The organism is Hallella absiana (genome assembly GCF_025457485.1).
Taxonomy (GTDB): Bacteria; Bacteroidota; Bacteroidia; order Bacteroidales; family Bacteroidaceae; genus Prevotella; species Prevotella absiana.
On sequence record NZ_JAMXSP010000007.1, the window covers coordinates 122470 to 146520 of the forward strand.

A 24051-nucleotide genomic window follows, 5' to 3' on the forward strand; every position below is an offset into this window, starting at 1 on the left:
ATCATCCGAGTTTTTCCTTGAGATACTGCCCTGTCACACTCTGCTTACAAGCCACAATGGTCTCAGGCGTACCTTCACAGACGAGTCGTCCACCTTGGTTGCCGCCATCAGGTCCCATGTCGATCACCCAGTCAGCACATTTGATGATGTCCATGTTGTGCTCAATGATCAAGACAGAATGTCCGCGCTCTATCAAAGCATTGAAAGATGCCAGGAGCTTACTGATGTCGTGGAAATGAAGACCCGTAGTAGGCTCGTCGAAGATGAACAAGGTGGGATCCTGCTTCTCCTGACCAATGAAATAAGCCAACTTTACTCGCTGGTTCTCACCACCGGACAGTGTCGAAGAGCTCTGTCCCAACTGGATATATCCCAAGCCGACATCAGACAGAGGCAGAAGCCGCTTGACGATAGTTTTCTGACCATTCGCTCCAAAGAAGTCGATAGCCTCATCGACGGTCATATTGAGCACGTCGTTGATGTTCTTACCCTTGAAGCGAACCTCCAGTACATCTTTCTTAAATCGCTGACCATGACAGGCTTCGCACTCCAGCGTAAGATCGGCCATGAACTGCATCTCCACAGTGATATAGCCGGCACCCTTGCATTCCTCGCAACGTCCGCCCTCGGTATTGAAAGAGAAATACTGTGCTGTAAAGCCTTGCTGCTTTGCCAAAGGCTGCTCGGCGAAGAGCTGACGGATGGCATCGTAGATCTTCAGATAAGTGGCAGGGTTGGACCGCGTGCTCTTGCCGATAGGATTCTGATCGACAAACTCCACATGGCGGATATCCTGCCAATCGCCTCCCATCGTCTGGAACTCTCCCGGGGCATCAGTCACCTCTCCGAGTTTGCGCTTCAAAGCAGGATAGAGGGTATCACGCACCAAAGACGACTTACCGGAACCGGAGACACCGGTCACCACTGTCATCACGTTAAGCGGGAAGCGGACATCCACGCCACAAAGATTGTTGGCCCGGCAACCTTTCAGCTCGATGGACTTGGTCCAGGAACGACGCGAGGTGGGCACATCAATGGTCTCTGTTCCTAAGAGATATTGCAGGGTATGACTACGAGGATATTTCTCCAATAAGGCTTTGGCCGTGGCGGAGTCTACGTCATGCGGTACCCGGCCCTCATAAACAATCTCGCCACCGTGGCGCCCGGCATCAGGACCGACATCGATCAGCCAGTCGGCTTCACGGATGATGTCCTCGTCGTGCTCCACGACAATGACCGTGTTGCCCAACTTCTGCAACTCACGCAGCACATGGACGAGACGAGCCGTATCGCGACTGTGCAGACCGATACTCGGCTCATCAAGGATATAAAGGCTTCCTACCAATGACGATCCCAAGGACGTGGAGAGGTTGATGCGCTGACTCTCACCGCCGGAGAGCGTGTTGCTCTGTCGGTTGAGTGTGAGATAACCAAGTCCGACATCACACAAGAAGTTCAGTCGCGACTGTATCTCAGTAAGTAAGCGTTTGCTGACCTGCCGCTCATGATCAGAAAGTTCAAGATGGTCGAACCAGTCCCTGAGATTCTTCACCGGCATCTCCACCAAGTCCACAATGCTGCAACCGCCTATCTTCACCCATGTGGCTTCCTTACGCAGTCGGGTACCATGACACGTTGGACAGACTGTCTTGCCACGATAACGGCTCATCATCACGCGGTACTGGATCTTGTACTGGTTTTCCTTTACCATGTCGAAAAAGCCGTCGATACAGACAGCATCAGCCCTGCGCTCTCCGTTTTTCTTTCTGTCACACGGCAGTCCGTGCCACAGCATACCCTTTTCACGCTGTGACAATTCAAAATAAGGCTTGAAGATGGGGAAGTCGTATTGAGCCGCCCGGCGACAGAACTCATCCTGCCACCACTTCATCTTCTCTCCATGCCAGCATTGCACGCAACCCTCATAGACCGACAACGAAGAGTTGGGAATGACCAGTCCTTCGCTGATACCAATGACAGAACCGAAGCCCTCGCATGTGGGACAGGCCCCGAGCGGCGAGTTGAAAGAGAACATATTGTCGTCGGGCTCTTCAAAGGTCATGCCGTCTGCCTCAAAACGTGACGAGAAGTCGTAGCTCAGACCAGAGGGAAGGAAGACCACCCGGCAGGCGCCATTGCCCTCATACATGGCGGTTTCTGTGGAGTCGACGAGACGGGCAATCATGTCTTTCTCATGTGACACACTCGTGCGGTCGATGACCAAGAACATCTCTTTCAAAGAGGAGGACAGTGCATCGTCATCTTCCTGAAGCAGATCTTCGATGCGCAACACATCGGTGCCCTTCATCAGTCGGGTGAAACCCTCTTTCAGATACATCTCCAACTGCTCACGCCCTGTGCGCCCTTGAGGAATCAGCAACGGCGAGAGGATCATCAACTTCGTGCCGTCGGCAAACTCCCACGTCTTTTGCACCACGTCCTCCGTGGTATGCTTCTTGACTTCCTGTCCGGAAATGGGAGAAAAGGTCTTGCCGATGCGGGCATAGAGCAAGCGCAGATACTCATAAATCTCAGTAGAAGTGCCCACTGTGGAGCGCGGATTCCGGGCTGTCACCTTTTGCTCAATGGCGATGGCAGGAGGCAAGCCCTTGATGAAATCGCACTCTGGTTTGCTCATACGCCCCAAAAACTGCCTGGCATAGCTCGACAAGCTCTCTACATAGCGGCGCTGCCCTTCTGCATAGAGCGTGTCAAAAGCCAGGCTCGATTTTCCGGATCCTGACACGCCGGCCATCACGATAAAAGCGTTACGGGGTATGCGCAAATTGATGTTCTTCAAATTGTTTACCCGGGCTCCTTTGACTTCTATATACTGATCTTCCATACTTATCTAAAACAAAACAATGCTTGAAAAAGAATATATTCTAACTCTACAAAAGTACGCATAATATTCTAATTGCACAAATTTATAATCATGTAAAAACAGTATGTGCACATTTCTTGATTCATTAAAGAACATTTCACATCTGATGATGCCATTGTTTCAGAGATTTTGTGTAAGTTTGCAATAAAAATAACTTCGACAATGAAAAAACAACGATTCACAAGCCATCACCGTCTCCAGCGGCTGATGGGCATGCTATCCATTTTATTAGTCTGCTTACAAATGAACACACCCGTCTTTGCTAAAAAGAAAACTGTCACTTTGAAGATTGTAGAAACCAGCGACGTACATGGCTGCTTCTTTCCACATGACTTCATCAACAACACCAATATGACAGGTTCACTCGCACGGGTGAGCACTTTCTATAAGCAGTTGAAAAGCCAGTATCCGGAGAGTACGCTGCTGCTTGACAATGGGGACATCCTCCAAGGACAACCGATCAACTACTTTTCTAATTTCGTCGATACCCTGCAGCACAACATTGCAGCAGATGTCGTCAACTACCTCGGTTATGACGCAGAGACGGTCGGCAACCATGACGTTGAGACAGCACATGCCTGTTTTGACAAATGGGCCGGCGAACTGCACTGTCCTCTGCTCGGCGCCAATGTGATCAACACGGAAACGGGCAAACCATATTTCAAGCCCTACACCATCATCACGCGCCAAGGCATACGCATCGCCATCCTGGGACTTCTCACACCAGCCATCCCCAACTGGGTGGAACAAACGTCATGGACGGGTATGCGTTTTGACGAGATGGTAAGCACCGCAAAATATTGGATGAACATCATCCGCCAGCAGGAGCACCCAGACGTGGTCATCGGGCTCTTCCATTCCGGTGCTGAGGGCGGTATCACTACTCCCAGCTATGCGGAAAACGCCTCTTTGGCTGTTGCCAAAGAAGTGCCGGGCTTTGATTTGATCCTTTTTGGACACGATCATACGCGCCATCAGCTGATGGTCAAAAACAATATGGGAAAAGATGTGGTTTGCCTTGACCCGGCAAACAATGCACAGACTGTTGCTGTCGCAACACTGAATTTGGAAAAAGAAAAGGGAAAATGGACGGTAAAAGAAAAACAAGGAGAACTGGTGGATATCAGAAATTACGATATCGACCAGGACTATGTGAAGTATTTCGAACCGTACCTTAACGAGGTTAGCAACTTTGCCAATAAACAGATTGGCAATTTTGCACATACGATCTATACACGCGACAGCTTCTTCGGAAACAGTGCCTTCAACGATTTCATCTTGAACCTACAGCTGAAATTAACAGGCGCTGATGTCTCTTTCAATGCGCCGCTGACATTGAACGACAGCATCAAACAAGGTCCCATTTCGGTTAGGGACATGTTTAAACTCTATAAATATGAGAATCATCTTTATGTGATGAGACTCACCGGCAAGGAGATCAAAGGATATCTGGAGATGAGCTATGACCAATGGGTCAACACGATGACCTCGCCCAATGACCATCTCTTCCTGCTGGAGTCTGTTAACACAGGATCAAACGAACGTGGACGTTTCAAAAACTTCATCTTCAATTTTGACGCTGCTGCCGGCATTGACTATGAAGTAGACGTCAGAAAGCCCAATGGGCAAAAGGTCAACATCATAAGAATGAGCAATGGCAAGCCTTTTGAGGAAGACAGATGGTACAGCGTAGCTATCAACAGCTACCGCGGCAATGGCGGCGGACAACTGCTCACACTGGGTGCCGGCATTCCTCACGACAGTCTGAAAGCAAGAATCGTATCGCGCTCAGAACGTGACCAACGCTATTACTTCATGAAAGCCATCGAGGAGATGGGGACTGTGGATCCGCAACCCAATCATAACTGGAAATTCATTCCGGAAGCATGGGTGAAAGAGGCTGGAGAGAGAGACGCCAAGCTCATCTTCAAGTAAATCCCTATTCAACATATTGCCAACATGTTCAGGGATAAAAAGAATCTGTCCTTCGGCAGGTCGCTCATCGTGATGATGCTGATTTTCATTACGATGCTACCTGCCGAAGGACAGAATGCTATTCAAAAGAAAAGAGACAGCCAACAGTTGGGCTTTGCCATTTCCTACTTCCAGGGTGGCAAATACCATGAGGCTAAACTTATACTGCAAAGACTGGACAAGAAGTATCAGCTCAATCCAAGATTCAGAGCTTATCTGGGTGTAAGCTACTACTATGACCAGGAATACGAGCAAGCTACAAACTGCCTGGACTCTGTCATTCCTCAACTACAAGCCTTCGATCCACAGGAGCTGTCGTTTTACTACTATGCCGACGGTGAGAGCTATTTCACCTTGGGCAAATACGCTCAAGCCGCACCACTCTATGACCAGGCCCAAGCACGTTGCCATGAAGACGAAAAAGCGAAGATCTGTTATCGTTTAGGACTGTGCTACACCTTTCTCAAGCAATGGTATAAGGCACTGGATGCGCTTCAGAGTGCACTCATATACTATCAACAATACCAGCCGCAGGAAAAAGCAAAGATTGCGGAAATCCGCAATCTGATATCTGCATGTTGCGCTGAGATCAATCAGCTTACTTCATAGCACTATAATCATCACTTGCCAACAATTGCTGGTAAGTCACAGATGGATGCTTGTGCATGTAGCGGTCGACAATAGACACATAAGTCGTACGGAAGAAATTCTTCCCCAATGCTTTGTTGACAACCCACATGACTTTGCCCATGTGCAGATCCTTCTCCAACTGCGTACGCTGGTCGTAGTTTGCCATCGGATAAAGGCTCAAGAGGTAAAAGCTCAAACAGTCCGGCACAATATTGCCGCGCCCCATAGAAGAAAGCTGTTCCCGGGAAAAGCCAAACTCCTTATAGACCGGATACTTTGCGCCCATGTATTTATCAAGAGAGATTCCGATCAACTTGTCTCCTACCACAATGCTCTGATCCAGAGCACCGATCTGAGCATAGACCCGTGGAATAGGCATGTCTGGAAGCCAGTCTTTGAGCTGCTGCAAAGATTGCGACAACTCTTTGTTTAAGTCATCCATGTTGGCATACTCCGACTCTGCATCTGTGATGATAGTCTGCAATGTGGAATCCTGATAGAAACGCAGGAAGCGCTCATTGATGTCATGATCGCTCACTTCACCGATTTGCAGCATCTTCTCAACAAGGGTACGCGTCTCAATAGGAAACTCTGTATTCATCTGCTGAAGGGCAGAGAAGTCTCCTGTAATCAGATAACGACTCTCCAACCGGTCATAGCGCTCGATACGCACATGACTGGCATCGTTGTCATCATCGTTGGGTTTGAGCTTGAACTCACATCCAACACATAGCAGCATTGCAATAAACAATGCAAAATATATCTTCCGTATCAAAGAATATAGTCTTTTGTTGTTAACGATATCTACTTTTCAAGCAGTGGCATTGCCGCACACTCTTACATTTGCAAAAGTACTAAAAAATATTTTTTTATCCAAATATAAAGCTAAAAAAAACAAATAAATCTTCTTTTTGGAAAAAGGAAGATTGATTATACATCTACAATTACCTAATTACTATAAAAAGAATAGGTAAGGACATAATCCGGAGTAAGTTCGTAATGAACTGTGGCGACACCGTTAGTCTTAAGCACATCCACCAGGACACTGCCCGCTATCCCGCCCGAGACGACATGGGCATCTCTGTCTAAGACCGTGTCTATTTCCGATGGCAGGTCATGCAGCCGCATGTCGAAATAATCAAGTTTCTGCTCAGAAAACAACTTATAGACTGTTTCCTTAGCGCTCCAGTTGATCAACTGCTGCGACAGCGTTTCACGCTGCTCATCTTCACGGACAAAGCGATCCACAACCTTGCTTACCCTGTCAGATGTGTATTCAACATCTATACCTACTTGGAAATCTGTGGATAGAATGATAGCCACCCACCCACGTGTATGACTGACGCTGACAGACCAACCGTCGAGCCAAGGCTTGCCGGAGGGTTCGTGACCGATCACCAAGTGATCATTTCCAGTCATCGCGGTCAGAAGGGCATAGACACAAAGTTCTTCTTTCAACCTCTTGTCGGATCGAAAACTGATATTTACTCCCTTTGGCTTGGGAAATTGATCTATACCCTCTGTCATCTGCCATAATCCTACCTGGACTCCACGGCATGGCTCAAAGATCTTACTCAGAGGCATCTTGCTTCTTCTCGTGAACGGTTACCTTTACCCGGCTGATGCGGCGACGCTCGACGCCCATCACCTCGAAAGTATAATTGTCATAGTCTATCTTTTCATGCAGACTTAAGAAATCGCCTTTCAACTCCAAAAGAAGGCCGGCCAATGTGTCAGCATCACCGGCAACATCCTCAAACTCATCATCGTCGATCTTAAGTATCTTGCAGAAATCACTCAGCAATGTCTTGCCCTCAAACAAATAGGTATTGTAGCTCAACTTCGAGTAGGTCTTCTCTTCTTCATCATACTCGTCATTGATCTCACCAACGATTTCCTCAAGAATATCTTCAAGAGTCACCAAACCGCTCGTACCTCCAAATTCATCCACAACGATGGCTATATGAACCTTGTTGGCCTGGAACTCGCGCAACAAATCATCGATCTTCTTGGTTTCCGGAACAAAATAAGGAGGACGTATCAGGCTCTGCCAACGGAATGAGGCCGGCTTGGACAGATGAGGCAACAGGTCCTTGATGTACAAGACACCACGAATGTTGTCGTCATTGCCTTGATAAACGGGTATACGACTGTAGTTGTTGTCGACAATGCATTTGAGAACATCATCAAATGAACTACGGATGTCAATGTCGACTATATCCTGACGGCTCGTCATGATCTCTTTAGCAGTCTCATCGCCAAAACGGATGATGCTCTGCAACATGCTTTGCTCGTCCTTGATCTCATTCTTATCGGTGAGCTCCAAGGCCTGCTCCAAATCATCTTTGCTCAGCTGGTGCTGCTCTTTGGGCACAGCTTTCTCAGCAAGTCCCCCGCTCTTGATGAGCAAGGTCTCCAAAGGCCAAAACAATTTTCTAAGCATGAAGATGCCACCGACAACACGACGGCAAAAAGCCAAAGGGTTCTGACGGCTGTAGACTTTCGGCATGATCTCGCCAAAAAGCAGCAAGAGGAAAGTCAACAGAACAGTGATGCAAAGGAACTGCAACCACTGAGCGTGAAACACGACCAGATGCCCAAAGATATAGTTGCAGAGCATGATGATCGTCACATTGACGAAGTTGTTGGTAATTAGAATCGTTGCCAACGTACGCTCTGAGTCTTCGCGCAGCAACTCTATATTGGCGTCTTTAGCACTCTTCTCGGGATTCAGTTCATCCACATCCTGCGGTGAGAGACTGAAGAAAGCAATTTCTGAGCCACTGGCAAAAGCAGACAACACCAAGAGAATAGCAGCCAAGACAGCTGCTACGCAAACGCCTATCGTTATCGGCTGAGGCTCGATAAGGCTATGAATATTCTGTAATTCTGACCAATCCAACTATCAAACAAATATTAGAAAGGAAGTTCGTCATCAGTTCCCTGCTTAGCGGCAGGCTTCTTTGTTGCTGTGGAGTCTTCCGCGGCTGGTTTGGGCTTCGGAGTGAGAAGCTCCAAATTCTCAACCTGGATCTCAGTAACATAATGCCGGCGTCCCTGCTGATCATCGTAAGTATTATAGCGCAAACGTCCCTCAACATAGAGTTTATCACCCTTATGGACATATTGCTCTACGATCTTGGCCAACTGACGATAGAATACCAAACTATGCCAGTCTGTACGGTCTGGAACCTTTGTTCCATTCTTAAGTACGTAGCCACGCTCCGTTGTTGCCAAAGTCACCTTAGCAACACATTGGTCGGCATCGTAATACCTAACGTCAGGCTCTTTGCCAACGTTACCAATTAACATCACTTTGTTCATAATATGGCAAAAATAGAACTTATAGACAAACTAAATAAAACGATATCACCAAGGCAAGTAAACTGATTACTTCCAGCGGCCAAGATATTTGAAATTGAAATTCTTACCCTTTGCTGAGGGGAACTGGCTGCGAGGATCAACCCGGTCGCGCAAATGATCTACAATGCGATTGTAGCAATCCTGACCAGACACAGCCTTACAACGAGCCACAAAACGTGTATCGCGATATTCATGCTTGCCAGTCGAGGGAATCATTACAACTCGCTTGAAATTCAACTCCCCCTCATACCAGCCCTCACGCTGACAGACAAGTTTACTGATCGCATTCTCTGCCATTTCACGTCGCTCCGAGACCTGGCCATTAGCCGGACGCACGGCCTTCTTCTGCTTGAAATCAAGCATCGTGGCTGCGGTTGTCTTGATAACGATGAAATATACATGAGCACGGATCTTGTAACGCTTAGGGAAAAACACATCACTTGCCGCATATTCACGAATATCTGCTTCCATTTCGGGAGTAACGTCAATATCATCTATACTACGCAAAAAAGAGATAGCATCATCGACATTGGTTACTAATGTTTCACTATTGAAATATCTAAGATATAAATTCATTGAATGGATGTTGTTTTTCAGAAAAAGAGCGGCAAACGGGACTCGGACCCGCGACCTCGACCTTGGCAAGGTCGCGCTCTACCAACTGAGCTATTGCCGCAACATTAAAATAAAAATACAAGTGAAGAGGAGGAGACTCGAACTCCCACGACATAATTGTCACTACCCCCTCAAAGTAGCGCGTCTACCAATTCCGCCACCCCTCCAACATGTAATCATATTCTGAATAGATAAGTGCCCAGAACAGGACTCGAACCTGCACGTCGTTAAACACACGCACCTGAAACGTGCGCGTCTACCAATTCCGCCACCTGGGCATGAGTAGATTCTATTCAAAATATTTGAGCGGCAAACGGGACTCGGACCCGCGACCTCGACCTTGGCAAGGTCGCGCTCTACCAACTGAGCTATTGCCGCATTTCCTTACTTTGTTAGTTGTAAGAAGCATTCCCCTGAATGCGAGTGCAAAGGTACTGCTTTTTTCTGAACCTGCAAACTTTTCCCATCTTTTTTTTCGAAAAAACGCTATAAAAAATAGTTTTTCTCTTCAACTGTCTTTGTACACCTTATTATATAATATAGTAATATAGGCTTTCTCCTCTGAGAATCTCTTCTTACTCCTGCTTGCCCTCATTATACTAATAAGCCTTATGTCCAACATAAATCAAACAAACCAGCAATAACGCCCAAAGTAAAGTTCGCGAAACCTTTTTTATATATTTTTATAACGAAACAACCAGCCATAATTGTCCTTGTATTCGCTCCACTTGCTTTTTTCTATAGTATTCTCTTTTTCAGACAAGATACAAATAATAGAGCGCAATACTCTTTTCCTACGAACTGGACTTGAAGTTGTTTCATGGTACTAAGTCGCCCCCCTTAGGGAAAAGCAACATGTTTGTGATGTTCCAACCATAAAATTCTGCCGGGATTTCTCTGGCTAACAAAAAACCTTTCGCTACGTAGATTTCAATCATTCCCTGCTTAACGAAAGACCTTTTGCTATAGCATTACAACATTGTGAACATAGCTTCGACACCACGAGAACATAGCTTCAACACCACGAGAACACTGTTTCCGCCCCATGAAAGCAGAAGCTCTCATAGACTGCATGCTGCAAGGGATGGGGAACATTGCTGCGAACACTCTTGTCTCGCTATCTGTTTCCACTACTGGAACCTGTTGGTGACTTACACCGTTAGCCGATATACATGCCAGTCAAACAAAAAGGCTGGATCAGTCACTTGTACTGCTCCAGCCTTCGTTAATAGCTATAATCCAATTAAATTAGTCGAGCCACTTCACATAGCAGAAGTCCTGACGGTGAGGTAAGTCGGCGTTGCTCGGGAACATGCGCACGCAGCAACGGAATGAGCCGGCCATCTCTGGCTCAATAGAGAGTTCAAACGTATAGTTGTTACCCTCGTGCTTCACCATCTTGAATGGATGCACGCTCAACACCTTACGATCAGAAGGATCGGTCTCAGGCTTCAGTGTGACAAGTTCCAAGCCCACAGCGTTGTCCAAACCCTGCTCGTCAATGACGTAACGGATCTTATAGCTGACACCTGTCTCACCGCCATTGTCCAGCACGCCATCTTCCTTGCTGACCACATGGATGGAATCCCAACGCTCTGCAACAGTCTCTTTCCACAACGCGATCTCCTTGGCCAGGCGATTGTTGTTGGCAGAAAGCTTCTTGAAGCGGGCAGCCTCCTTGTTGTAGAACTTGCTATAGTAGTCGTCGAGCTGACGCTTCATCGTATAATGAGGAGCGATCGTGGCGATGGAGTTCTTGATGACCTTGATCCAGTCTGCACTGAATCCCTCTTTATTCTTGTTGTAATACATCGGGATGATCTCGTTCTCAAGCAGAGAATAGATTGTGGCAGCATCGAGCTGATCCTGGTAAGCCTGGTTCTGATAGGTACGCTCCTGAGGCAGTGCCCAACCAGCACCCTCACGGTAGCCTTCAACCCACCAACCGTCAAGAACGGAGAGGTTGACAACACCATTCATCTCAGCCTTCTCGCCAGATGTGCCGGAAGCCTCCAATGGACGTGTCGGCGTGTTCATCCAGATATCTACGCCGGAAACCAAGCGGCGGGCAAGACGCATGTCGTAGTCCTCAAGGAAGATGATCTTACCGAGGAACTCAGGACGCTGGCTGATCTCGTAGATCTTCTTGATCAAGCCTTGACCTGCACCATCAGCAGGATGAGCCTTGCCAGAGAAGAAGAACAGGACTGGACGCTCTGGATTGTTGACGATCTTGTTGAGACGATCCAGATCGGTGAAGAGTAGGTGAGCACGCTTGTAAGTAGCAAAACGACGGCAGAAGCCAATCATCAAAGCATTCGGGTTGATGCGCTCAAGGAGAGACACCACACGAGCAGGATCACCCTGATTGCGAAGCCATGTCTGAGTAAACTTCTCACGGATATAGTTGACAAGCTTGTTCTTCAGAGCCAGGCGAGTGTTCCAGATCTCTTCATCAGGCACGTTATAGATGGCATGCCAGATCTGCTCATTACTCTGATCGCTCATAAAGGTCGGATCGAAGTATTTGTCATAAACCTCGCGCCACTCTGTTGCAGTCCATGTGGGGAAGTGCACACCGTTGGTAACGTAGCCAACGTGATTCTCCTCCGGATAGTAACCAGCCCAGATCGGTGCGAACATCTTCTGGCTGACCCAACCGTGGAGCTTGCTCACACCATTTACTTCCTGACAGGTGTTGCAAGCAAAGATACTCATGCAGAAGCGCTCGTTGTGATCATCCGGATTCTGACGACCCATACCGATGAATTCATCCCAAGAGATACCCAGGCGTGCAGGATAGTCACCCATGTACTTGCCGAAGAGAGCCTCATCGAAATAGTCATGTCCGGCAGGAACCGGGGTGTGGACAGTATACAGAGAAGAAGCACGGACAAGCTCCATAGCTTGGTTGAATGTCAAGCCACTATCTACATAGTCGACCAAACGCTGGAGATTGCAGAGAGCAGCATGTCCTTCATTGCAATGGTAGATCTGCTTCTTGATGCCAAGTTTCTTCAGCGTCAGAATACCGCCAATACCCAAGAGAATCTCTTGCTTCAGACGATTCTCCCAGTCGCCACCATAGAGGGAGTGGGTGATGGGCTTATCAAACTCTGAGTTCATGTCGTTGTCAGTGTCGAGCAGGTAAAGCTTGATACGACCGACGTTGACACGCCATACCAGTGCATGTACCTGATAGTTGCGATAGGGAACATCAACAACCACCTGATTGCCATTCTCATCCAGCTCACGCTCAATAGGCAGTGAGTTGAAGTTCTGGGCATCGTACTTGGCAATCTGCTGTCCGTCCATTGACAGGGACTGTGTGAAATAGCCATAACGATAGAGGAAGCCAACAGCACACATGTCGACGTTGGAGTCGGAAGCCTCCTTCAAGTAGTCACCGGCCAGCATGCCCAGACCACCGGAATAGATCTTCAGCACCTGATTCAAGCCATACTCCATAGAGAAGTAGGCCACAGAGGGACGCTTCTTATCCGGTTTGACATCGATGTACTCACGGAATTTCTTGTAGACATCCTTGACATTGTCCATCAGAGCACGATCCTTGACGATGGCCATCTTACGGTCATAGCTCAAGTGCTCCAAGAGCAGTACTGGGTTGTGATTTACTTTCTCGAAAAGGTCACGGTCAAGTCGCTTAAAAAGACGACGCGCCTCATAGTTCCATGCCCACCACATATTGTGAGCTAACTCATCCAAGCATTTCAACTGCTCAGGCAAGCGTGACTTAATGTTGAGCTCCTTCCATTGGGGAGCATTAGCATAGTCTGCCTTGATTTTCATAACGCTACAATTTTAGTCTTATTCTTAAAATTATCCTTATACTTTGGCCTCAGCATTCATTTGCTTTCGGCTTCATTAACATCTTTTCGCCCTTCTGCCTTTTTTAAGGCAATGTCATATGCTTCCTCGTAGTACTTGATGAAATTGCTCCAAAGCGCCTTGCGGGAAAGACGCTCCGCACTCATCCGGCTCTTCTTCACCTCTTCAGGACTGAAGGCGGAGAACGCTGCGACCGTGTCCTTGATATTGTCGGCCACCTCGGAATAATTATAGTCCGTACGATGGATGACCTTCACGCCATCCCCGATCTCCCCTGGGTGTCCAAGCTCTTTGTTCACCCATAATCCAAAACCAGAAAGATCTGTGGTGATACACGGCACATGGAAAGCGATAGCCTCCAAAGGTGTATAGCCCCAAGGCTCATAATAGGATGGATAAATGCAAAGATCATTGCCCAAGACCACATCATAATAGCTCAAGTTGACAATACCGTCATCTCCTGTGAGATAGCATGGAAGGAAGATGAGCTTCACACGATCCTCTTTCCTATTCTGCATATCGAGATATTTGAGCATGCCTAAGACTTGGTCGTGGCTCATGTTATGCAGCCAATGCGTGATCTGCGGCACTTCCAACGGTGTGTCGAAATGTTTTCCACTGGCCAAGCGCTCTTGCAGATCCTTACGTGGCTCCCCTACCCAACCGGGCACTTCGATGAAGGCAAGCACAGGACGCTTTAACCGGTCATCGCGCAACAAGCGATTCATTGCCTCAATATAGACATCCACCCCTTTGTTGCGAAACTCATAGCGGCCACTGGTGGAAACGATCAGCGTATCATCATCAAAATCCTGACCAAGCAAAGCATTGGCAATGGCAAAGACACGCTTGCGCGCAATTTTTCTCTTTCGCGCGAACTCCTCCCCTCGTGGCACGAAATCATTCTCAAAGCCATTGGGCAACACTACGTCTACAGGCTTATCCAACAGTTCCTTGCACTCTCTCGCAGTGATGTCACTCACCGTGGTGAAACAATCGACATGAAGAGCGGTCTGCTTCTCAATAGAATGCTTGCTCTGCATGTTCAGCTCGCCAGCCATCTGATCACCATTGTAGGCAAAGAGATAGTCGTAGAGCGGCTTATTGTTGCCGGCGATGCTACGTCCGATGCTTGTAGCATGAGTCGTGAACAACGTAGCCACTTCTGGAAGATACTTGCGGATATAAAGCAAGCCCAAACCTGTCATCCACTCATTACCATGATAAATGACTTTATATTTGCTGCCCAAATAAAAGTGATAGAAACTTTCCACTACTTTTGCGGCACCATACGAGAACATGGACGCTTCGTCATAGTCGCCATAAGCATGCAAGCTGTCTACCTGGAAGTCCTCCCACAACTGTGTATACAGTTCGTTCTTCTGGGCAAAGTATTGTGTGAAATCTACAAGAATCGCTATTGGATTACCAGGCACTGACCATCGCCCAATCTTCAAGACCAGACCCTCCTTTTTAGCCTGAACTTTCCAATCGGTAAACAAGGAGGCATCCTCTTGGAAATAAGGACTTCTCTGCTTACCCCAACAATCAGGACCAATAAAAATGATATGGTCGTGCATCTTTGTCTGCAGCGTCTTGGCCCTTGTGGACAACACTGTGTATATGCCACCGACCTTATTACATACCTCCCAACTAGATTCGAAAATATAGTCTGGGAACAACTTGCCCTCTGTCATATTACTATAATGTGCTTCTATAGTTGCAAAGGTAATATAAAAAGTAGCAATAAGCAAATATAAATAGCTACTATTTTATAAAATATTTGGTGCAATCGAAATAATAACCTAACTTTGCCACGATAAATTAGCATATATTATGAGAAAAATACTGTTCGTAATGCTCGTCTTCCTCTTCTGCTTGCCCCTGATGGCTCAGGCACAAGAGAATGCAGACACGACCTCTTTCAAAGGTTACCTATATAATAAGGAGTATAACGTCTTTCTACAAATCGACTTCTACCATCAGAACGTCATCGTTCCAAGGCAGGAAGTATATGGCGAGATGGCCGGTTACTTCGGTGACTGCCAGGATGGGAGGAAATGGCTGTTCACCTCCGCTACCATCAAGAACGATCATTTTGCGGAAATAGAGATCATCAACGACTATGGAAGCGAGGACCTAAAAGCCACACTCACGAAAGTCAATGACTCCACCTTTGTCCTTCGTCAAGGCGAAGGGAGTACAATCAAAATTGCAAGAAACCGTAAGTGGCAAAAGATGCCCAAAGAACTCACATTCATCAAACGGTAAGACACGTTATTGCAACGATTCTAAATAAAATGCATTTCATAAGGCACACCTTTGAAGCGTTCCAAATAGATAAGGCCTGTGCCACCGTCATCCGGTGCACAGGCCTTATCTTTTAGTATTTTGCTTGTCTCTGTTAGTTGTTCACGCTACCACCAACAATGTCAAGCATCTCACTTGTGATTGCAGCCTGACGACTCTTGTTGTACTGCAGTTTCAACTCTTTCAAGATCTCATCAGCGTTGTCCGTGGCTGTCTGCATAGCGACCATACGAGCGGCATGCTCAGAGGCATTACTGTCAAGAAGTGCCGTGTAGACCATCAGATTCAACTGTTTCGGAATCAGAACCGAAAGTACAGACTCCACGTCCGGCTCCACAATGAAGTCATCATTCAGCGGCTTCACCTCTTCACCTTGCCGATCCTCAGACTGTCCATGCTTACGCAGATAGGCCTGAGCCTTAGCCGTTACCTCATTGGAAGACAAATCACGATCATTGCCTGCACCAATTCTTTCTGTTGACAAATCTATAGGCAAGAAGATACTCCGCGTCAGAATCTGTGTGCCGGCACTCTTGAAGTGGTGATAGATCATCTCCACTTTGTCGACTTCATGTTTGGCGAACTTGTCCGCCAACTCTTTCGCAATTGCTGCACAAGGAGCTGCCGAAGGCTTATCCGCCAATTCCACGAAGTCACCAGCCACATGATAACCCAGCTTTGTGGCCTTTTCCATGACCTTGCGTCCGATAGGATACACGAGGATATCTTCCACGCCCTTCTTCTTATAATCGTCAACAGCATTCTGCATCATCCTGATGACATTCGCATTATAACCTCCACACAGAGAACTGTTGGAAGAAAACACGATAAGAGCCACACGTTTGATCGCGCGATTGTCCTCGTCATAAGGAGTCTGAACATCGTGCATGGAAACTAAGAAAGACTTTAGAATATGCTCCAACATATTCTCATAAGGGAGCATATTCTGAATAGCCGTTTGAGCGTGATGCAACTTAGAAGAGGCCACCATTTTCATAGCACTCGTAATCTTGCGGGTGCTTTGCACTGAAGCGATACGTGTTTTGATCTCTTTTAACGATGGCATAGACTACCTCCTCTACTTTTTGAATTGACCAACGACATTAGCCATTACCGATTCGATGGTATTTGTGCACTCTTCGGTAAGCTTACCAGCAGCCAAAGTGTCAAGGATGTCACTGTGCTGTGTACGCATCTGCTCAAGGAACTGATCCTGGCAAGCACGCACCTGGTTGACGGGCACATCATGCATCAAACCATGGACACCGCAGTAGATGATAGCCACCTGCTCACCAACGGGCATAGGACTGTACTGAGGTTGGATAAGCAACTGGTTGTTCTTACGACCGCGGTCAATGGTCATGGCTGTTACCGGATCCATATCGCTGGAGAACTTCGAGAAAGCCTCGAGCTCACGATACTGTGCCATATCAATCTTAAGGGTACCGGCTACCTTCTTCATACTCTTGATCTGTGCACTACCACCGACACGGCTCACAGAGATACCGACATTGATGGCAGGGCGGAAGCCCTGGTTGAAGAGGTCAGTCTCCAAATAGATCTGACCATCAGTAATGGAGATAACATTCGTAGGAATATATGCACTCACATCGCCAGCCTGAGTCTCAATGATAGGCAGAGCGGTCAGTGATCCACCACCTTTGACATGTCCCTTCATGCACTCCGGCAGATCGTTCATTTGCTCTGCCACTTCCTGCTGGTCATTGATACGCGCGGCACGCTCAAGCAGACGGGAGTGGAGATAGAACACATCACCAGGATAAGCCTCACGACCGGATGGGCGTCGCAAAATCAAAGAGACTTCACGATAGGCTACAGCCTGCTTAGACAAGTCATCATAGACGACAAGGGCATCCATGCCTCTGTCACGGAAATATTCACCAATGGCAGCACCAGCAAACGGAGCGTAATACTGCATGGCAGCAGGGTCGGCTGCTGTAGCACTTACCACGATGGTATAAGGAAGTGCACCGTGATCACGCAAGGTCTGAACAAGAGCTGCAACAGTACTGGCCTTCTGACCGATAGCTACATAGATGCAATAAACGGGCTTTCCAGCCTCATAGTTGCTCTTCTGATTGATGATGGTATCAACAGCAATAGCCGTCTTTCCTGTCTGGCGGTCACCGATGATCAACTCACGCTGTCCACGACCGATAGGGATCATCGAGTCCACAGCCTTCAATCCAGTTTGGAGCGGTTCCTTCACTGGTTGACGATAGATAACACCCGGTGCCTTACGATCCAAAGGCATCTCGAAAGATCCCGTCAAGTCGATGTCACCTTTTCCGTCAATAGGCCTGCCCAATGGATCTACGACACGACCTAAGAAATTGTCATTGACACGGATAGAAGCAATATGATGCGTGCGCTTTACTTTCTCACCCTCCTTAATACCTGCGGTAGGACCGAGAAGCACACAACCCACATTGTCTTCCTCCAAGTTCATGACAATGGCCATCGTACCATTCTCAAATTGGAGCAGCTCGGATGCCTCGACGTTGCGCAAACCGTAGACACGCGCCACACCATCGGCAACGGTGAGCACTGTACCCACCTCGTCGAACTGGTTTTCAGCGTTGATGCCCTGAAGTTCCTTTTCGAGGACTTCCGACACTTCACTTGGTTTTATTTTGTCTGACATTCTTTCAATTCTTTATTTTCTCAAGGTTGCCAGCACTTGATGAAGTTTAGTCTTCACACTGGCATCCATTCTATAAGTATCATATTCAAGGATAAACCCACCTATAATATTTGGATCCACCTCGGTATTGAACTCCACACTGCCATGCGTCTTGCTCTCTACCATACGTTTCATCTTTTGTTCCGTCTCAGGAGAGACAGCAACGGCAGTGATCAATTTTCCCTGGGTGACATGCTTCATCCGTCGGTAAAGGGAGATATAGGAATTAGCCATGAACTGCAAGACACTTTCACGATCTTCCCGAAGAACGATCTGGAAGAAACGCTGTGTCAGCTCAGTGACTTTTCCACCGCAGGCCGTAATGATCAGCTGCAGTTTCTTATCCTTTGCAAGCATAGGATTATCGATGGTGAATCGAAAATCAGGGACATCCAGAAAACTTTTGCAAAGTACCTGCATCTCCTGATAAACATCTTCATCCAGTTTCATTGCCACCGCACTGTCGAGCAGTGCGCGGGCATATCTTACTGAGATTACTCCTATATCCATACGCTTACAATCAATTAATGAACATCACTCTTTACTTCGTCTTTCGACACCTCATCCAGCAGTTTATCAATCAAATCCATCTGCTTGTCGTCGGCAGAAAGCTTTTCCCGCAAGATCTTCTCTGCGATTTTCACAGACAACTCAGCTACCTGCGAGCGAATCTCACCAATAGCCTGGCGCTTTTCATTCTCAATTTCTGCCTTCGCATCGGTGAGAAGTCGTGCTCCTTCATCTTTTGCCTGTGTCTGAGCCTTTGCCACTATGGCCTCGCGAGTAGCAGTGGCCTCCTTCAATATGGAGGCCTGCTTCTCACGTGCTTCCTGCAGAATGGATTCTCCTTCTTGTTGGATGTGAGCGAGCTTCTCATTGGCCTCATGCGCCTTTCTCAGACTGTCGTCGATGTAGTCCTTTCGCTCCTTCACCATCTTGGTGATGGCGGGGAAGCCCCATTTCCACAATACGGCCAGCACGACTAAGAAGACGATGGTCATCCAAAACAGAAGACCCGTGCTTGGCATTAACAAATCCATACGCAGTAATGATTATCTTGATTGATTAGATGCAAAGGAATGCTACCACCACAGCGAACAGAGCAACACCCTCGATAAGGGCGGCAGCTACAATCATATTGGTGAAAATCTTATTCATCACCTCAGGCTGGCGAGCCATAGCATCCATAGCCTGGCCACCAATGCGACCAATACCGATACCTGCACCAATAGCTGCGAGACCTGCGCCGACACCGGCACCTAACTTTGCAACGCCATCTGCGGCGGCTGCCAATAATAATGTTGAAATCATAGCTTTAAAGTTTAATGTGTTTATTTTTTATTTTATATTCTTCTAACTAACTCTACTCAAGTTATTCCTCTGACTTCACGCGGGCCAAACCTATGAAAATGGAACTCAACATAGTAAAGACCATTGCCTGAATGAAGCAAACCAACAACTCCAAGCACATCATGAAGATGCTCATCAAGACGCTCAATGCTGTCATTCCGTAGAATGTCGCACCACCGATGGCTGCAACAACGAAGATGATACAAGTAAGCGACAGAGCAATAGCATGTCCGGCCATCATATTGGCGAAAAGTCGGATCATCAATGCAAAAGGTTTCGTGAAGATTCCGACGAACTCAATTAAGGGAATCAAAGGGAATACCTTCAGCGCCTTTGGCACGTCTGGCCAAAAAATGTCTTTCCAGTAATGCTTCGTTCCGCTAAACTGTGTAATGATAAACGTACACAGAGCCAGGAAGAAAGTCACTGCAATGTTGCCTGTCACATTTCCTCCACCTGGAGGGAACGGAACGACTCCCATAAGATTACAAGTAAGAATAAAGAAGAAACATGTCATCAAGTAAGGAGAATATTTCTCGTAACCCTCACCTACTCCAGGCTTTACGATGTTTTCTTCAACATAACTTACAAGCATCTCTACAAATCCTGTAAAGCCTCCCGGAGCCGGGTCACTCGCTTTGTGATGACGATACCATCTTGCGGGTATCAAGATACAAAGGAGCAGGATGATCGCATCGATAAAGAGTACCGCCACCGTCTTGGTAATACTGATATCAAAGGGTACAATCTCCTGACCGCCCCGCAACTCCACAATCTTACCTGTATGGTCTCCTGTAGTGGCAATCGCCAAGTTATAGGGACCATGCCGATATCCTTTTGCATCTGCTTCCTCTGCAAAGAGGGAAGAACTGAATACATGCCAACCCGTAGAGCTCTTGACAATGATAGGCAGATTGATAATGACATGCTGCTTACCAATATCAGTGACATGCCATTCATAGGAATCTTTGATATGTCCTACCACAATCTGTGATGTATTCAGCTTGCTACCATCAGAGGCAAAAACCGAAACAGGCAATGCCATCAACAGCAACAAGACGATGCAAGTTATATGTTTAATCTTATTCATTGTCCAAACATTTTAATGTCTGATCATCAGTGTGATCGTCATCATCGCCGCATACATGATGAGTATCATGATGACAAACGACTTCGACTCGCCCACGCTATGTGAAACCAGCAATACGTAACATGCTGTCAATGTTGCGACGAGTAGCACTCTCATCAATGCCAAAAGGAAATAGAACCTCGGCAACGCTTTGGGTGCATGCTTCATCACAAAGTCATAGCCTTTCACCCATGCCACGCCCAGCATCACAAAGAGCAGAACGCTGACGAATATCACACTTCCACGCAAAGGCACACTTCGTTTTTCTTCACCTCTACAAAGCCCCCATGCACATCTATGCTTTGGGAACCTTGTGAAGCAGTAAACTCTACTCTGCCATCTCCAAGCGAAGAGATAATGGGAGCGTGATTATTGAGTATCTCAAAAGCACCCTGTGTCCCGGGCACCTTCACGCTCTCTACCTCGCCGTCGTAGATGACTTTCTCTGGTGATACTATCTTTAATCTCAACATAGGAATAGTTTTAATATTCTAAATATGAGAGCAACGTATCATTAAGCCTTCTTAGCGGCATCGAGCAGTTTCTTACCCTTGGCAATTGCGTCTTCGATCGTGCCGACGTTCATGAAGGCCTGCTCCGGCAGGTCATCGACCTCTCCGTCGAGGATAGCGTTAAAGCCTTTGATCGTGTCTTCGATGCTCACCATCACACCTGGTACATTGGTAAACTGCTCGGCAACGGCGAATGGCTGTGACAAGAATCTCTGCACACGACGGGCACGGTTCACAACCAAGCGATCCTCATCAGAGAGCTCATCCATACCCAAGATGGCAATGATATCCTGCAACTCATTATAGTGCTGAAGCGTTTCCTTCACGCGCTGAGCGCATTCATAATGTTCTTTACCGACAATCAACGGATCAAGAATACGTGATGTACTGGCCAAAGGATCCACAGCAGGATAAATACCCAAGGCCGTGATCTTACGGTCAAGCACCGTCGTAGCGTCCAAGTGAGAGAAGGTCGTAGCCGGAGCAGGGTCGGTAAGGTCATCAGCAGGTACGTACACAGCCTGCACAGAAGTGATGGAACCATTCTTTGTGGAGGTAATACGCTCCTGCATAGCACCCATCTCCGATGCCAACGTCGGCTGGTAACCCACAGCTGAAGGCATACGTCCCAACAAAGCAGAAACCTCTGAGCCGGCCTGCGTGAAACGGAAGATGTTGTCGATAAAGAACATGATATCGGCGGGAGCGCCATTCTTGCCACCATGGTCACGGAATTCCTCGGCTACGGTCAAACCGGAGAGTGCTACAGAGGCACGTGCCCCAGGAGGTTCGTTCATCTGACCATAGACAAGGGTGGCCTGACTCTTGCTCAATTCTTCCGGGTCAACGAGACTCAGATCCCATTTGCCTTCATCCATGGCTTTCTTAAACTTCTCGCCATAGCGGATAACGCCTGCGTCGAGCATATCACGGATCAGGTCATTACCCTCACGCGTACGCTCACCGACACCGGCAAAAACAGAATAACCGTCATGTCCTTTGGCAATGTTGTTGATCAACTCCATGATCAGCACCGTCTTACCGACACCGGCACCACCAAACAAGCCGATCTTACCACCTTTCATATAAGGCTCAAGCAGGTCGATAACTTTGATACCGGTAGGAAGCATCTCCTTATGGGTGGAGAGGTCCTCAAACTTTGGAGCTTCGCGGTGAATAGGATAACTACCCTCCATATTGAGCGGCTTCATACCGTCGATAGGCTGACCAATGACATTCATCATTCGACCTTTGATTTGCTCACCGGCCGGCATTGTGATAGGACTGCCGGTAGATATCACTTCGAGACCACGCTGCAGGCCATCGGTATTATCCATAGCCACACAACGTACCGTGTCCTCACCGATATGCTGCTGCACTTCCATGATCAGATCACGGCCATCGGGTCGTTTTACCTTCAATGCCTCATAAATCTTTGGCAATACCTTCTCAGGATCCTGACCTTGCGTGTCAAAGTACACGTCGATGACCGGTCCAATAATCTGAGAGATACGCCCGTTTATCTGTGACATACGCTTTATGATTTAATATTAATTTATACCTTCTCCTTAAGACTCTCAAAGTAGTCTCTTTATTCACTTACAAATTTACGGAAAATGTGTATACCCAACAAACTCCTTTAACATACTTTAGAGTGATTATTCTCATTAATGACATGAAAAAAGAGTATTTGTGAACATCCGTTGTAATTTACATGTAAGTTAGATGCTCAGTTCGTCGAGCACAGTAATGAGTCCCCTATCAAACGGCTTATCAGAGCGGATAGCTTCTGACAAGGGAACATACACTATCTCGTTATTACGAATACCAACCATGATATTACGTTGTCCCTGCATGATAGCCTGAACGGCACCTACACCGGTACGGCTGGCCAAGATACGATCATGAGCTGAAGGACGGCCACCACGCTGTAGATGTCCAAGGATAGAAACACGTACGTCATAGCCTGGGAACTCCTTGCGCACACGGTCTGCATAGTAGAGCGCACCGCACTTCGGACTTTCCGACACAATCACGATACAGCTGCGCTTTGACTTTCTGATACCACGCTCCATGAACTGAGCCAACTGGTCTACATCGGTAGAGTCCTCTGGGATAATGGCAGCCTCTGCTCCACTGGCAATAGCCGAATTCTGAGCCAAGAAGCCTGCGTCACGACCCATCACCTCCACGAAGAAGATACGCTCATGGCTCTGAGCGGTATCGCGAATACGGTCAACACACTCCACGATCGTATTTAAAGTGGTATCATATCCGATCGTAGAATCCGTACCGTAAAGGTCGTTATCTATTGTTCCGGGCAAGCCGATGCAGCAGAGATCGTACTCACGCGCAAAGTCACGCGCACCTGTCAAGGAACCGTTACCACCGATCACTACCAGTGCATCAATCTCTTCCTTCTTGATGGTCTGATAAGCTTTCTCACGTCCTTCCGGAGTCATAAACTCTTTAGAACGTGCAGTACGCAATATCGTACCACCGTCACGAATGATGCCAGACACATTTTCCGTTGTAAACGGCTGAACTTCATCATTGATCAAGCCATCATAGCCACGGAAGATACCTTTCACTTTGAAGCCATTGCAAATACCGGCACGAGTGACGGCACGGATGGCTGCGTTCATTCCGGGAGCGTCACCCCCGGAAGTCAGTATACCAATTGTCTGAATCTTTGCCATATTGTCTTTTCTTTTTAGAATTTACTATTATT

At 47.4% G+C, this 24051-nt stretch carries 21 protein-coding genes and 4 tRNA genes; 3 read left to right on the forward strand and 22 right to left on the reverse strand.

Annotation, left to right across the window (positions count from 1 at the left end):
* Position 1: 1 nt before the first annotated feature.
* Positions 2-2845 carry an excinuclease ABC subunit UvrA gene (uvrA, locus tag NG346_RS05400; RefSeq protein ID WP_262279568.1) on the reverse strand — a complete coding sequence of 948 codons (2844 nt, stop codon included), beginning with the start codon at positions 2843-2845 and terminating at the stop codon, positions 2-4.
* A 246-nt stretch (positions 2846-3091) separates the two neighbouring features.
* Here uvrA and NG346_RS05405 point away from each other — a divergent pair, with 246 nt between their 5' ends.
* Positions 3092-4819 carry a bifunctional metallophosphatase/5'-nucleotidase gene (locus NG346_RS05405; protein ID WP_262279663.1) on the forward strand — a complete coding sequence of 576 codons (1728 nt, stop codon included), beginning with the start codon at positions 3092-3094 and terminating at the stop codon, positions 4817-4819.
* 24 nt (positions 4820-4843) lie between these two features.
* Positions 4844-5467 (forward strand): tetratricopeptide repeat protein, encoded by a 624-nt coding sequence (locus tag NG346_RS05410; RefSeq protein WP_262279567.1) that lies wholly within the window; start codon positions 4844-4846, stop codon positions 5465-5467.
* Here NG346_RS05410 and NG346_RS05415 read toward each other — a convergent pair.
* The 11 genes from NG346_RS05415 to NG346_RS05465 form a co-directional block, all read right to left on the reverse strand.
* Positions 5457-6260, reverse strand: a complete 804-nt coding sequence (locus tag NG346_RS05415) for a gliding motility protein GldB-related protein (protein WP_449727797.1) — start codon at positions 6258-6260, stop codon at positions 5457-5459. The genes NG346_RS05410 and NG346_RS05415 overlap by 11 nt on opposite strands.
* 176 nt (positions 6261-6436) lie before the next feature.
* Positions 6437-6946 carry a 4'-phosphopantetheinyl transferase superfamily protein gene (locus tag NG346_RS05420; protein WP_262288429.1) on the reverse strand — a complete coding sequence of 170 codons (510 nt, stop codon included), beginning with the start codon at positions 6944-6946 and terminating at the stop codon, positions 6437-6439.
* 112 nt (positions 6947-7058) lie between these two features.
* A complete protein-coding gene (gldE, locus tag NG346_RS05425) occupies positions 7059-8390 on the reverse strand; it encodes a gliding motility-associated protein GldE (RefSeq protein ID WP_449727795.1) in 1332 nt (443 codons plus the stop codon).
* A 14-nt stretch (positions 8391-8404) separates the two neighbouring features.
* Positions 8405-8812 (reverse strand): single-stranded DNA-binding protein, encoded by a 408-nt coding sequence (locus NG346_RS05430; protein ID WP_262279564.1) that lies wholly within the window; start codon positions 8810-8812, stop codon positions 8405-8407.
* A gap of 66 nt (positions 8813-8878) precedes the next feature.
* Positions 8879-9427 carry a hypothetical protein gene (locus NG346_RS05435; protein ID WP_262279563.1) on the reverse strand — a complete coding sequence of 183 codons (549 nt, stop codon included), beginning with the start codon at positions 9425-9427 and terminating at the stop codon, positions 8879-8881.
* Between the two features lie 27 nt (positions 9428-9454).
* A tRNA-Gly gene (locus NG346_RS05440) sits at positions 9455-9527 on the reverse strand.
* Between the two features lie 22 nt (positions 9528-9549).
* A tRNA-Leu gene (locus NG346_RS05445) sits at positions 9550-9633 on the reverse strand.
* Between the two features lie 29 nt (positions 9634-9662).
* Positions 9663-9744 (reverse strand) — tRNA-Leu (locus NG346_RS05450).
* Between the two features lie 27 nt (positions 9745-9771).
* Positions 9772-9844, reverse strand: a tRNA-Gly gene (locus NG346_RS05455).
* Positions 9845-10714: 870 nt separating this feature from the next.
* On the reverse strand, positions 10715-13276 hold the full coding sequence (gene glgP, locus NG346_RS05460; RefSeq protein WP_262279562.1) for an alpha-glucan family phosphorylase: 2562 nt from the start codon (positions 13274-13276) through the stop codon (positions 10715-10717).
* Between the two features lie 56 nt (positions 13277-13332).
* On the reverse strand, positions 13333-15012 hold the full coding sequence (locus NG346_RS05465; protein WP_262279561.1) for a glycogen/starch synthase: 1680 nt from the start codon (positions 15010-15012) through the stop codon (positions 13333-13335).
* Between the two features lie 139 nt (positions 15013-15151).
* On the opposite strand from NG346_RS05465, the gene NG346_RS05470 reads away from it, so the two are divergent.
* The gene (locus NG346_RS05470; protein ID WP_262279560.1) at positions 15152-15586 is read left to right on the forward strand and encodes a hypothetical protein; all 435 of its coding nucleotides are present in this window, start codon (positions 15152-15154) and stop codon (positions 15584-15586) included.
* Positions 15587-15719: 133 nt separating this feature from the next.
* Here the strand turns inward: NG346_RS05470 and NG346_RS05475 are convergent, their stop codons facing one another.
* The 10 genes from NG346_RS05475 to pfkA all read right to left on the reverse strand — a co-directional run bounded on the left by NG346_RS05475 (position 15720) and on the right by pfkA (position 24019).
* Entirely contained in the window at positions 15720-16691 is a 972-nt protein-coding gene (locus tag NG346_RS05475; protein WP_262279559.1) for a F0F1 ATP synthase subunit gamma, read from the reverse strand.
* Positions 16692-16703: 12 nt separating this feature from the next.
* Positions 16704-18290, reverse strand: coding sequence for a F0F1 ATP synthase subunit alpha (atpA, locus tag NG346_RS05480; RefSeq protein ID WP_262279558.1), 1587 nt, complete (start codon positions 18288-18290; stop codon positions 16704-16706).
* A 12-nt stretch (positions 18291-18302) separates the two neighbouring features.
* Positions 18303-18839, reverse strand: a complete 537-nt coding sequence (locus NG346_RS05485; RefSeq protein ID WP_262279557.1) for a F0F1 ATP synthase subunit delta — start codon at positions 18837-18839, stop codon at positions 18303-18305.
* 14 nt (positions 18840-18853) lie between these two features.
* A complete protein-coding gene (gene atpF / locus NG346_RS05490) occupies positions 18854-19369 on the reverse strand; it encodes a F0F1 ATP synthase subunit B (RefSeq protein ID WP_262279556.1) in 516 nt (171 codons plus the stop codon).
* 25 nt (positions 19370-19394) lie between these two features.
* On the reverse strand, positions 19395-19640 hold the full coding sequence (gene atpE, locus NG346_RS05495; RefSeq protein WP_154534576.1) for an ATP synthase F0 subunit C: 246 nt from the start codon (positions 19638-19640) through the stop codon (positions 19395-19397).
* A 61-nt stretch (positions 19641-19701) separates the two neighbouring features.
* Positions 19702-20769 carry a F0F1 ATP synthase subunit A gene (atpB, locus tag NG346_RS05500; RefSeq protein ID WP_262279555.1) on the reverse strand — a complete coding sequence of 356 codons (1068 nt, stop codon included), beginning with the start codon at positions 20767-20769 and terminating at the stop codon, positions 19702-19704.
* Positions 20770-20781: 12 nt separating this feature from the next.
* Positions 20782-21045, reverse strand: a complete 264-nt coding sequence (locus NG346_RS05505) for a hypothetical protein (protein WP_262279554.1) — start codon at positions 21043-21045, stop codon at positions 20782-20784.
* The gene (atpC, locus tag NG346_RS05510; RefSeq protein WP_262279553.1) at positions 21042-21281 is read right to left on the reverse strand and encodes an ATP synthase F1 subunit epsilon; all 240 of its coding nucleotides are present in this window, start codon (positions 21279-21281) and stop codon (positions 21042-21044) included. Before atpC ends, NG346_RS05505 begins: the two co-directional genes overlap by 4 nt.
* 41 nt (positions 21282-21322) lie before the next feature.
* Positions 21323-22852, reverse strand: a complete 1530-nt coding sequence (gene atpD / locus NG346_RS05515; protein WP_262279552.1) for a F0F1 ATP synthase subunit beta — start codon at positions 22850-22852, stop codon at positions 21323-21325.
* A gap of 189 nt (positions 22853-23041) precedes the next feature.
* On the reverse strand, positions 23042-24019 hold the full coding sequence (gene pfkA / locus NG346_RS05520; protein ID WP_262279551.1) for a 6-phosphofructokinase: 978 nt from the start codon (positions 24017-24019) through the stop codon (positions 23042-23044).
* Positions 24020-24051: the final 32 nt, after the last annotated feature.